Here is an 11747-nt window from a genome sequence, read left to right on the forward strand (position 1 = left end):
CGGCAGGGCAGCTAAAACATCCACATCTCGAAAATCGTCAGCCAACTGCCGTCTTGCGGGCGGGAAAATTCGATTCGCACAGCGTCGCATTCAACCGCTTCATTCAAGATCAAAACGCTCGAGCGCATATCCGGCTTGTAAGATAACGAACCCGCGTCCAGCCATTCGCCTTGACGGTTGCGCACCCGCATGGTGTTCTCATGCAAGTAATCAAGTTTTTTGGTTCCATGAAATAACAACATGCGCGAAATCGGTTTGAATTCAGCAAGTTCTATTTGAATCCAACCGCCGTCGCTTGGAATCTCGCCGCTCGACCAATAGGTGCGGCGCCCATATCCACGAACGCTGATATTATTGTCAAACGCCGCATCCAAAAAGACTGGATTATTTGAATCAACCGTCCACGACGGCTTATTCATCGTTCTGTGAGAGAGTCCTGGAATAAATACTCGATAGCCGTCAAGTAAAAAACCCTGATACCCAAGCCCACTTTCGCCAAACAAAGTTTGCAGCGACTTCATTGTAAGAGGCGCGTAGCGCTCAACCGCTTCTAACGATGGATTGTTGTAATAAAAATTTTCCTGGAAAACATAACCAACCCGCTGGCTACGTATATTTTCATAGGCAAGTGAAGGAAAACGCCTGGATAGGCGGTCGATACTGTTTAACGATCCGTTTGATGCAAAGGTTAAACATTCGCCGATCCAATCGCGTCCTGCGTTAATCGGTGTCGAGTCAAAACCCGATTCACAAATGAACGATTGAATATCATGTTGTTTTGCGAGATCAATCAATTCGTCAAAATCGGTATTTAAAACCACGCCGTCAAGCGAAAGACTTGATGGATTGTTTAATCGGGCAGAATCATAATTTGATGCGCTCCACATCGAGAGGAAGAACATCCCGGCGATAATGACCAGTAATCCGGGCGAAACGCGCCATACGCATTGAAACAACCAATACATCGAAAACGGCAGCACCCAATACAACGCCAACGCATACCAGGGCCAGACGCCAAACGGCGAGTAACTCACCAGCAGAATGGTAAAAAATCCAAATCCAGCCAAAATTTTTCGCAAAAAATGACAAGATAAAAGGCTTATCGAAGCCGTTGCGCCCAGCGGTAAAATAAACAGCGATGCGAAAAATAATAACGGCGCAAAATAGGGCAGAAATACGCTAGAAGTATCATGCTGCTGATCAAACGGCGTACGGGCGCCAAGTAAAACAGGTAGACACTCGCCGAGAAAACGGTCAATCAACGGCGCTTCGTTTTCGACCCGCGCTGTTGGTAAGTCGCGTCCCTGGGCAAGAAACTGCGCTGCGTCTGAACTTTTACTGGCGGGGAGATACGGCGTCAAAAAGATCAAACATGCGACCGCCGCCAGAACCAACGAGGCGTATGAGTGTGAAGGTTTCGCAGAGGGCGAGGGTGTGCGAAAAATTCCCATCAAGATCAAAACACCCGACGCGGCGACAAAGGGCGCCGAAATGGGCAGTTCATAGAGCGAGGCGCCTGCAGCGGTCCCCCATAGAAGCGCGAGGGCGGGGCGTAGGCGTCTCTTTTGCCAGCAATCCAACGCGGCCCACATCATAACCCCGCCGCACGCGAGCGAAAACGAATAGCCAAACCAGGTTTTCGCCGCGATCCAATAAAAATGCGATCCAGAGAGCAATAAGACGATCAAAGAAAAAACAGCCAGCGGCAATGAACCCAGGCGATATGCGCATAGCAAAACAGTTAATATAAACACAATACAGAACACAACAGAAAGCCAATGGATCGAACCCAGGCCGAAAGTTGAAACCAATAGCGCCAGCGGATAGGCTTCAAGCGTGCCTTGATAAGATTGCCCATAGTGAAATAGCGGCGGCAGTTCGCCTTGCGCGAGGCGCTGCGCCATGACGCCAAAGGCGGCCTCATCGGCTTCATACGAGGCCGGGCCAATCAAAAATTGTGGAATATCCAAGTGTTTTATGCAAAAATACCCAGCCAAACAGATTAAAATCAGAAACCCGATTGGCTTTGCCAGCCGCAGCCGCTGCATATTTTTAAGGACTACATTCAGCCTCGGCAGCCAACCCCACACCGCGAGATAGCAAAAAAGTAGCGCTAACACCGTGAATAGTGAGCGAAAGCCGACGCTCAGACTCAGCGGGCGCGAGTAAATGGGCGACAACAATACCGGGACGCCGTCCTGTTTTTCAACGGTGGCCGCATACATGTGTGTGGGCGGGGTCACAGCGCTGCTCTCAAACACCAGTTTGTGCGCACCCGGCGCCAACTCGGTTGGAATATAGACATAGCGGTTTGAATCGTCATTTTGGATCGACGCGATGCGCTTTCCATTGAGCATCCAACGCGCATCGCCGTGGTTGGCGTAAAAGACCAATCCAGCCGCCGGATTTTTGTTTTCAAACCAGCCGCTGCAACGAAGCATTTCTGCATTCATCCACAGCGCACCATCTTCAAGTTGCGACGGGCGTAATTGGAAGGACTCGCCAGAAGTTCCAAAAGTCTTAATGATTTGGCGGTTAGAACCGCTCCATTCGACGCTCAATCCGTTTTGAGGCAAAAACGACAAACATACTCCACAGGTTGCTAACAGGCAAAAACTGATCGTTTCACGGCGCAGATTGACTTTTATACTGGAGAGATATTCTAACGCAGACAGCGGGCGTCCTTGCTTTTTCGCCCAGTAGATGATTGAAGCGGCGAGCAAACCGACGGCAAAGCCGAGGCGGACGCGCATCGCCATATCAATGCCCGGCGCAGTGAACAGGGCGGCAAGCGATAAGAAAGAGAGAAAGAGCAGCAAGTTCGCCATTGAAAGAATTGACCGTAGCGGTTGTCCATCGTATCCTACGGCGTAGCGTAGATTGCAGCAAGCCTATCATAAAGCCTTGCCAGTGCAATAACTGAAATCGTACAAACGGAGGTTTCATCATGGCAGACAACATTCGCGTTGTCGTAAACGGCGCCAAAGGGCGTATGGGAGCAGAGGCCGTGAAGGCCGTGAGCGATGCGCCTGATATGACGTTGGTCGGCGCGTTAGATTTGGGCGACAATCTTTCAAAGACGATTGAGACCGAAAAACCAGATATCGTGATTGATTTCACCGTACCGGACAGCGCCTTTGAAAATGCTTGCATCATTGCCGAATCGACCGCAGGCGGCGTGATTGGAACCACCGGGTTCTCCACAGAGCAAATCCATGAATTACGCGACAAAGCAGCGATGAAAAAACCGGGCGTGATTATTGCGCCAAACTTTTCGATCGGCGCCATCCTGATGATGCACTGCGCCCACATTGTGGCGCACCACATGCCCCATGTCGAAATCGTTGAGATGCATCATCCCTTTAAGCTGGATGCGCCTTCCGGCACAGCGGTCAAAACAGCGGACATGATGGCCCATGCGGTCAAAGACACCGATGTTCCACGTGGAACAGAGGAACACCGCTCACGCGGCGAAGTGAATCAGAACATCCCGATTCACAGCATCCGCCTTCCGGGTTATCTGGCGCACCAGGAAGTCATTTTTGGCGCTGAAGGCCAAACGCTTACTATCCGCCATGATACGTATAACCGCACCTGTTATATGCCGGGGGTGTTGATGGCGGTGAGAGAAGCGATCAAGCGGGGCGGCGTGACGTACGGCCTCGAAAATATCCTGTTTCCAGGACAATAATGGACGAAAGCGCCTATTTAAGGGCCTTTGAAGCCCATTTGAACAAGCGCAACATTCAGATAGAGCCTGCGGCGTCAAAGCGTTGCGGGCTTTATTTCTATTTAATACATGTAAAAAACCAGTCCATGAACCTCACTCGCTACGATTCGCCTGCGGATGCGGTGGACTATCACCTGTTAGATGCGCTGGCAATAAATCAGGCCTTATCGAATGAACCCATCGAATCCTTGATTGACGTGGGGTCCGGCGCAGGGGTTCCCGGGGTGTTGCTCAATTGCATTTCGACCGACATGCGGCTTTGCGTATTGGATTCTGTGAAAAAGAAGATGGATTTCGTAGCGTCTGCGTTGGAAGCGCTCCAATTGGGCGGTTCTTCGGCGGTCAGTGCGAGAGCGGAAGACCTTGGGCATGACCCAGCGCACCGTGAGCAGTATGATTGTGCGACCGCCCGCGCCTTAGGAACACAGGCGTATTGCCTGGAACTGTGCGCGCCGTTTGTCAAAACCGGGGGCGGTATCGCGCTTTTACGAAGCGATGAAGACTTGATTCACGCCAACAACCAATATGCTGAAACACTGGGGTGTCTGCGTGAAAAAGTGCTGAACTATCAATTACCGGGGCGCGAAAAGGCGTTTCGCATCGAAATTTACCGAAAAAATGCCCCAACTGCCGATAAATACCCGCGAAAACCTGGGAAAATCAAGAAGCGTCCTTTATAATCGTCACACTTTGGTTTCTTACAAGCGGGATACCGCTTTCTAAATAGAATCACAATCCGTTCTACGTGGAACAATAATCTTGGCAAAAGTAATCTGCGTCATAAACCAGAAGGGCGGGGTTGGCAAAACCACCTCCGCCGTGAACCTCGCAGCCTGTCTGGCGGCAAAAGGGCATGAAACCCTGCTGCTTGATATTGATCCGCAGGGAAACGCCAGCAGCGGCCTGGGAATCAATCGGGCGGAACTCGAAAAGACCATTTTCGACGTAATGATTGATGAAGCCCCCATGCAGAGCATCCTCAAGCCCACTAAACAGCCAAAGTTGCGGATCGCACCCGCTAATAGCGATCTGCTGTCGGCGGAACTTCACCTGGCGGGCGACCCGGATGGCAAGCGCTGTCTCAGCCGGGCGGTGGTCAAATTTTTCAATGAAACGCCGCCTGCGCTTCAACCCAAGTACATTATTGTTGATTGCCCGCCGTCATTGGGGCAACTTTCGATCAACGCGATCCTCACGTCTGATACGGTGATTATCCCCGTTCAGTGTGAATATTACGCGCTTGAAGGCCTCACCGATATTTTGACCACCACCACCATGTTGCGCCAAAATTTCAATACCGGCTTGTCGTTAGAGGGAATCCTTCTTACAATGGCAGACCGTCGGCTCAACTTGAGCCATCAGGTTGAAGAAGAAATTCGCAACGTGTACCGTGATTTTGTGTTCCAAAGCGTGATTTACCGCAGCGTCCGCCTCAGCGAGGCGCCCAGTCACGGGACGCCGATCATTCAATACGACCCGCAGTCAATCGGTTCCAAAGCCTATATGGCGTTAGCAGAGGAAGTCATAGAAAATGAAACGAAAAGCCCTCGGCCGTGGCCTCTCCGCGCTTCTGTCTGATTCAAGCGTCGAGTCTGTCGCCGAACCGCAATCCAAGCGGATAGACGAAATCGAAGTCGGCGCCATCGAAGCCAACCGCTGGCAGCCGCGCACCCAGTTTGATGACGAGCAACTCAAAGAACTGTCCGAATCCATTGGCGCTCAAGGCGTGTTGCAGCCGCTGTTGGTGCGGCGCAAACCCGATGGCTCGGCTGGCTACCAGTTAATCGCTGGCGAACGCCGCCTGCGCGCATCGAAACTCGCCGGGCTGGGAAAAGTGCCGTGCATTCTCCTCGAAGCCCAAGAAACCCAGGCGCTCGAAATCGCCCTGGTAGAAAATATTCAACGCAGCAATCTCTCGCCCGTCGAAGAAGCCCGCGCCTATAAACAAATGGTGGAGCGCTTCAATCTGACCCAAGAGCAAATTTCCGCCAAGGTCGGCAAAAGCCGCGCTGCGGTGACCAATGCGCTGCGGCTGCTTAACCTGCCGGTATCGGTTTTGGACCTACTGGATAGCGGCGTATTGTCGGTTGGGCACGCCAAAGTGCTGCTTTCGGTCAAAGACACCGACAAGATCGAGTCGCTCGCGCTCCGCATTCTTGAGGAAGAATGGAGCGTCCGTCAGCTGGAAGAAGAACTGCGCGGTAAGCCGCCCGCAGCGCCCAAACCCGCAAAAGCCGCCCCCGAAGATAAAGATATATTCGTCTCCGATATGAAACGAAAACTCGAAGAAGCCCTGCAAACAAAGGTCGATATCCGCATGAAGGGCAAAAATAAGGGGCGAATTGATATTCATTTTTATGATCTAGATCAATTAGATCATCTATTAAAATTGTGGAAGATTTCGCTTTAGCGCTATAATGTTAGTTGTAATATGATTCGCCAATTTTTGTAGGGGATGGCGTCTTGCTATGGCGGAAGTTTCGTTTGTTCCTATAACCGTAGATATTCTGGAGAGCATCGGCGACTCCATTGTTGATATCTACATCCTGAGAAATGGCGACGAACGTCCGCTTCTTTTCCGCAGCAAGAATTACCCGCTGAGCGAAGGCGACTGGGAAGATCTGAAAACCCAAGAAGACCTGCGGCTGGTGGTTCGCGATGACGAGGCGGGCAACCTGGACCAGCGCTTTGAAGAAAGCCTGATCGAAATCGTGGGCGACGAAAACGTCGAAGTCGAAGAAAAATGCGAAGCGGTTTATAATATTTCCTACAATTGGATGCAGCGCGTTTTTAATTCGTCGAATCCCGAATATGTTTTTCAAACCTCTGAACAACTGCTGCCGTCCGTCTTGGACGTCATTTTTTCCGACCACGCTGCGGCCCATAATTTTATTGTCAAAGCCAGCGTAGATTATGCGCTGTATTCGCACTCGCTTAACGTCTGTCTGTTTGGCGTTGGCTTGGCGCATCGGCTGATGGATATCTCCAAACAAGAAGCGCTGACGCGATTCGGCCCCGGGTTTTTGTGGCACGACCTGGGCAAGTTGCTAATTCCAAAAGAACTGTGGGATAAAGAAGAAGAGTCGGGCGAGACCGAGGATATCGAGTCGATCCGTCAACACACGATCAAAGGCGCTGAAATGGTGAAGGAATTTACCGATTTGCCTGAAGAAAGCGAGTCGATCATTCTTCATCACCATGAACGGCTTGATGGAAGCGGTTATCCATTCGGGCTGCGTGGAGACGACATCTCGATGGGCGCGCGCATCTGCGCGATTGTTGATCGCTTCGACCACCTCAGCACCAGCAAGAAAGAACACGTGCGGCTTGTTTCATTTGAAGCGCTGCAACAGATTCGCCAGGAAACGCCCGACCGCTTTGATGAAGATGTGTTTAAAGAATTCGTCAAAATGTTTCTTTCACCGAGCGAAGCCAAAACCTTTCAACCAAACGCATGAGCAAAATTATACGACTGAGTGATTGCTGCAACGCTGTTACCGAATGCGCCGCATGGTTAGACCAGGGGGGCGTGGTTGCGCTGCCGACAGAGACGGTTTACGGCCTGGTGTGCCGCCACGACCGTTTTGGCGCGGCGGAAAAATTGTTCGAGATCAAAAACCGTCCGGTCGATAAACCCTTCGCGCTGTTTGTGCAATCGTTTGAAACCGCGCGGGCGTGGATCGAGCCGAACCCCGTAGCGGAAACGCTGGCGAAAGCCTTTTGGCCCGGCCCGCTGACCTTGGTGGTCGCGTCGCACAACAGCTGTCCAGCGGCGTATGACGGCGCGGTGGGGCTGCGTTGTCCTGACCATGCGTTTGTGCAGCAATTGTTAGAGCACTGCGGGGGCGCGTTGGTCAACACCAGTTTAAATTTTAGCGGTAAACCGCCTGCAACGCGCATTGACGAAACACATCCTATTATTCAGCGGGTGGACATCGCGGTCGACGCGGGCGAGCTACCGCCGCAGTCGCCTTCAGCGGTGGTCGATTGCCGCACTTCGCCTCCTCAAATTCTCCGGCCGGGAACCATTTCCTACTCAGATATTTTAGACGCGCTTTAAGGGCCAATTTTCATTTCTGCATTTTGGCGCCAGGCGGGAAGAACTATATATTAAAACATCTTCTGTTTTTTTAAAAACGCGTCAATTACGAGTGAGCCTGAAGCTGCGTTTGCAATGACAGCAATGATTCGTCTTTTTAGAGTACAAACGGATCAAATAGTATAAATCGATTCATCCGTGTCATTGCGAGGAAGTGAAACGACCGAAGCCATCTCAAAATAATTTATGCTTTCGTTGCGAAAGGCATAGGTGCAACTCTGCTTGCTTCGGTGCGGGCTTTCAGGCCCTTTTGCACCAATCATCATTAACGGCAGGTAATAACTCACCAATATTTCGAATGATGTGGGGAGGGCGAACCTCCTGGTGAGCCGCATGAAAAGAAAACGCGTTGCGCCCGAATCCCCCCTGTCGCTTTCAGCGCCAGCCCCCCTTAAAAAGGGGGGCTAAAAGTCTGATGTCAATGGCAGGCCCTTAAGCACAGGCGCTCCCAGAGTTGCACCCATGCCAGAGTTGGTTTGTCGTTTTTTGAACTGTCGGAATCCCTTTTCGTACTCAATTGTTTTTGAGATTGCTTCGCTGCGCTCGCAATGACACCCCGGTAAGGGACAATAACTATATCTATCCTTAATGAGCTATCTATCCTAAAATACGCCGAACGGAATTTTGAACCGCAAACGGGACGGCCTGACATGAGAATGCGGCATCTTGCATTCGCTCTTGTATTGTTGACTTCAACCGCACATGCGTCGCTGCGCAGCCTGCCGCATTTTCGCGTGCCCGATTGCCTGGGCGTCAACATCCATTTTGTGGACCCCGACCCCGACGAGATGGACATGATGCAACAAGCCGGCTTCGGCGTGGTGCGGATGGACCTGAAATGGGAAGTGGTCGAAAAAGAAAAAGGCGTGTATGACTTTTCGGGCTATCGCAAGCTGACCAACGCCATGCGCAAGCGCAACCAGATCCCGCTTTATATTTTGGATTACAGCAACCCGCTCTATGAAGAAAGCCGCGCGGTGACCACCCCCGAAGGCCGAAAGGCGTTCGCCCGCTTCGCCGTCGAAGCGCTGGTGAGGCTGGGCCAAGGCCCGGTGATTTGGGAAATATGGAACGAACCCAACCTCGAACTGTTTTGGGACGTGCAACCAAGCGCTGAAGATTACGTCATGCTGGTTGAAACCACTTCAAAACTTATGCGCCGCATCGACCCGCATTGCACCATTGTCGCGCCCGCGATTTCTCAAATCAAAATCGACTATCTCACCCAATGTTTCGAGTTAGGAATGCTGCAATGGATCGACGCCGTCAGCGTTCATCCCTACCGCACCTCCGAACCCGAAACCGTGATGGAAGAATATAGCGCATTACGCAAAGTCATCGATAAATATTCACCCGACCGTTTCGTTCCCATCTTGTCGGGCGAGTGGGGCTATTCGGTCCACGCCTACGGCGATACGTATATTGACGAGATGACCCAGGCGCGATATCTGGCGCGCCAGTTTTTGTCGAATTTTATCTCGGGCGTACGCGTTAGCATCTGGTACGACTGGCGCAACGACGGCGACGACCCCGAAGAGCGCGAACACAACTTTGGTACCGTCGACCAAAACATGGAACCCAAACTGGCCTATTGGGCGGCCAAAACGCTGACCGAACAACTGCGCGGCATGACCTATATCACCCGATTGAAAACATCAGAGAAAGAAGACTACCTGCTGTTGTTCAGCAACAGCGAACGCGAAGCGCTGGCCGCCTGGACGACCGGACGCCCGCACGTCATCCAACTCAACCTGGACGCATCCATTGATGAAGCGACCACGCTGTTGGGCGAGCGCATGCCGCTCTATCGCGTCGGCGACAAGCTTGAAATCAAACTCACGCCCGAACCGGTTTATCTGCAAGCCGAACGAATCAACCCCTCATTGGATTAATTTGTAGTACAATGAAGGCGTCAAAACCATTCTGAAAAAATAATCAAAAAGACGCTTATGAAACCAATCATCTCAATCTCAATATTCGCAACCATTGCACTTCTCTTATTTTTGGCAGGCGGCGTTTCATCCACATTCGCGCAAGACGACGATCGCGGAACCGTCTATTTTATTCCCTTTGAAGGCGAGGTCGAAAACGCGCTGTATGGATTTTTGTCGCGCGGCTTTCGCGAGGCGGAACAACTCGGCGCCGACCATATCATATTCGAAATGGACACCCCGGGCGGGCGCGTCGATTCGGCGCTGAAAATCGCCGACCTGATTATGGATTCTCCCGTTCCTGTCACCGTGTTTGTGACCGGCAACGCTACCTCCGCCGGAGCGATCATCAGCCTCGCCGCCGAGCGTATTTATATGCGCCAGCGGACCACCATCGGCACGGCGGCCCCGGTCACGTTAGGACAAGAGAGCGAAACCATGAACGCAAAAGCGCTCTCGTTTGTGCTGGCCCAGGTGCGCACCATTTGCGAGCGCCGCGAGTATGATGAATTGAAAACCCAACTCGCGCTGGCAATGGTTGACACGGATTTAGAAGTCGCCGACCCGAATGACCCCGACGTGATTATTTCACCAGCGGGCAAACTGTTGACGCTGACCGCGCAAGAAGCGCTTGATCTCGGGTTTATTGAAAAAATTATTGACGTCCCCGGTTTCACCACGCCGGAAAAAGCCGGGGTCGGTCGCGAAGCTGTTTTGAGCGAGCTGGGAATGACCGGCGCGAAACAGTTGTTTCTGAATGAAACCGCCGTCGAAGTTTTCGCGCGGTTTTTGTCATCGACCTTTGTCTCGAGCCTGTTGTTGAGCCTCGCTTTTCTGGGCGTCTTTATCGAGTTTCGTACGCCCGGCTTTGGCGTTCCCGGCGCCGTCGGCGTGATCGCGTTTCTGTTGTTTTTCTTCAGTCACTCACTGACCGGCCTGGCGGGGTATGAAGGTCTGTTGTTCTTCTTTCTCGGCCTTGCCTTGCTCAGCGCGGAAGTCTTTATCATCCCCGGCTTCGGCGTCGCTGGCATCGCGGGCATTTTCTGTCTGTTGGCGTCTGTGGTGTTGACCCTGATGGATACGCCCATCACCACTCCCGGTTTTTCTGAGACGTTTGAGTGGAGCGACTTGTCGCGTCCGTTGATGGTGACCACGTTTTCGGTGTGCATCGGCCTAATCGGCGCGATGGCCTCGCCGTTGCTGATTCCAGTGCTTGCGGATCGGCGCCTATTTGGTAATTGGCTTATTTTGGGCGACTCGCAACAACGCGCCGCAGGATATCACAGCGCCGAAGACGGCTTGGATGCGCTCATGGGCTTGCGCGGGGTTGCGCATAGTGCGCTGCGTCCGGCGGGCATTGCCGATATCAACGGCAAGCGCATCGACGTGGTCAGCCAGGGGGGATTTATACCAACGAATTCCGCTGTGGAAGTAATAAAAGTCGAAGGGCGTCGTATAGTAGTGAAGGTAGTCTAGCTCGAATTTGGGAGGGCGCGATGTTTCTCACTGTTGTGATACTCATGCTGACCGGCGTGTTGTTGATGTTCGCCGAGTTGTTTGTTCCAGGTGGAATTTTGGGGTTGCTCGGCATGACGCTGATGGGCATCGCCGTCTACCTTTGTTTTCGCGAATATGGTTCTCAGGTCGGCCTGGGGGTAATGCTGCTCTCGGTGGTGTTGACCATCACGGCGGTAGTGAGCGCGTTTACCGTGATTCCAAAAACCGCCATAGGCCGCGCGTTTATTCTTTCAGACTCGACCTCAAAAGAGCGCGGCTATCATTCCGACTCATACATTGACGCCGGGCTGGTCGGCAAAGAAGGCGTGGCCGAAAGCGAGTTGCGTCCGGCTGGAATCGCGCTGGTTGATGGAAACCGCATTGACGTCGTGACCGACAGCGAATTTGTCGAACACGGCTCGCGTATTCAGGTCTTGCGCGTCGACGGCAACCGCGTGGTGGTCAAACAGGTGTAAGCATGAGGCAGAAA

At 52.4% G+C, this 11747-nt stretch carries 10 protein-coding genes; 9 read left to right on the forward strand and 1 reads right to left on the reverse strand.

Features of this window, described 5'->3' with window-relative positions:
- Nucleotides 1–11: 11 nt before the first annotated feature.
- On the reverse strand, nucleotides 12–2828 hold the full coding sequence (locus tag P9L94_06505; protein MDP8243714.1) for a hypothetical protein: 2817 nt from the start codon (nucleotides 2826–2828) through the stop codon (nucleotides 12–14).
- A 119-nt stretch (nucleotides 2829–2947) separates the two neighbouring features.
- On the opposite strand from P9L94_06505, the gene dapB reads away from it, so the two are divergent.
- From dapB to P9L94_06550, 9 genes are all read left to right on the forward strand, one after another.
- A complete protein-coding gene (gene dapB / locus P9L94_06510; protein ID MDP8243715.1) occupies nucleotides 2948–3691 on the forward strand; it encodes a 4-hydroxy-tetrahydrodipicolinate reductase in 744 nt (247 codons plus the stop codon).
- Entirely contained in the window at nucleotides 3691–4410 is a 720-nt protein-coding gene (rsmG, locus tag P9L94_06515) for a 16S rRNA (guanine(527)-N(7))-methyltransferase RsmG (GenBank protein ID MDP8243716.1), read from the forward strand. The genes dapB and rsmG overlap by 1 nt, the downstream gene beginning before the upstream one ends.
- A 79-nt stretch (nucleotides 4411–4489) precedes the next feature.
- Complete coding sequence (locus P9L94_06520; GenBank protein MDP8243717.1) at nucleotides 4490–5308, forward strand: ParA family protein; 819 nt, start codon at nucleotides 4490–4492, stop codon at nucleotides 5306–5308.
- Complete coding sequence (locus tag P9L94_06525) at nucleotides 5262–6140, forward strand: ParB/RepB/Spo0J family partition protein (protein ID MDP8243718.1); 879 nt, start codon at nucleotides 5262–5264, stop codon at nucleotides 6138–6140. The genes P9L94_06520 and P9L94_06525 overlap by 47 nt, the downstream gene beginning before the upstream one ends.
- A gap of 58 nt (nucleotides 6141–6198) precedes the next feature.
- Nucleotides 6199–7188: an HD domain-containing phosphohydrolase gene (locus P9L94_06530; GenBank protein MDP8243719.1), complete on the forward strand. Its 990-nt coding sequence runs from the start codon at nucleotides 6199–6201 to the stop codon at nucleotides 7186–7188.
- Nucleotides 7185–7790 carry an L-threonylcarbamoyladenylate synthase gene (locus tag P9L94_06535; protein ID MDP8243720.1) on the forward strand — a complete coding sequence of 202 codons (606 nt, stop codon included), beginning with the start codon at nucleotides 7185–7187 and terminating at the stop codon, nucleotides 7788–7790. The genes P9L94_06530 and P9L94_06535 overlap by 4 nt, the downstream gene beginning before the upstream one ends.
- Nucleotides 7791–8479: 689 nt before the next feature.
- Nucleotides 8480–9721: a cellulase family glycosylhydrolase gene (locus P9L94_06540; GenBank protein ID MDP8243721.1), complete on the forward strand. Its 1242-nt coding sequence runs from the start codon at nucleotides 8480–8482 to the stop codon at nucleotides 9719–9721.
- A gap of 57 nt (nucleotides 9722–9778) precedes the next feature.
- A complete protein-coding gene (locus P9L94_06545; protein ID MDP8243722.1) occupies nucleotides 9779–11236 on the forward strand; it encodes an NfeD family protein in 1458 nt (485 codons plus the stop codon).
- A gap of 20 nt (nucleotides 11237–11256) precedes the next feature.
- A complete protein-coding gene (locus tag P9L94_06550) occupies nucleotides 11257–11733 on the forward strand; it encodes an NfeD family protein (protein MDP8243723.1) in 477 nt (158 codons plus the stop codon).
- Nucleotides 11734–11747 lie beyond the last annotated feature (14 nt).

Source organism: Candidatus Hinthialibacter antarcticus, from assembly GCA_030765645.1.
GTDB lineage: Bacteria > Hinthialibacterota > Hinthialibacteria > Hinthialibacterales > Hinthialibacteraceae > Hinthialibacter > Hinthialibacter antarcticus.

Excerpts from the sequence above, each read along its gene's own strand:
- P9L94_06505 (MDP8243714.1), bottom strand. The coding sequence starts at position 2,828 with ATGGCGAACTTGCTGCTCTTTCTCTCTTTCTTATCGCTTGCCGCCCTG.
- P9L94_06545 (MDP8243722.1), top strand. The coding sequence starts at position 9,779 with ATGAAACCAATCATCTCAATCTCAATATTCGCAACCATTGCACTTCTC.
- P9L94_06525 (MDP8243718.1), top strand. The coding sequence starts at position 5,262 with ATGAAACGAAAAGCCCTCGGCCGTGGCCTCTCCGCGCTTCTGTCTGAT.
- P9L94_06550 (MDP8243723.1), top strand. The coding sequence starts at position 11,257 with ATGTTTCTCACTGTTGTGATACTCATGCTGACCGGCGTGTTGTTGATG.
- P9L94_06535 (MDP8243720.1), top strand. The coding sequence starts at position 7,185 with ATGAGCAAAATTATACGACTGAGTGATTGCTGCAACGCTGTTACCGAA.
- P9L94_06530 (MDP8243719.1), top strand. The coding sequence starts at position 6,199 with ATGGCGGAAGTTTCGTTTGTTCCTATAACCGTAGATATTCTGGAGAGC.
- P9L94_06540 (MDP8243721.1), top strand. The coding sequence starts at position 8,480 with ATGAGAATGCGGCATCTTGCATTCGCTCTTGTATTGTTGACTTCAACC.
- dapB (MDP8243715.1), top strand. The coding sequence starts at position 2,948 with ATGGCAGACAACATTCGCGTTGTCGTAAACGGCGCCAAAGGGCGTATG.
- rsmG (MDP8243716.1), top strand. The coding sequence starts at position 3,691 with ATGGACGAAAGCGCCTATTTAAGGGCCTTTGAAGCCCATTTGAACAAG.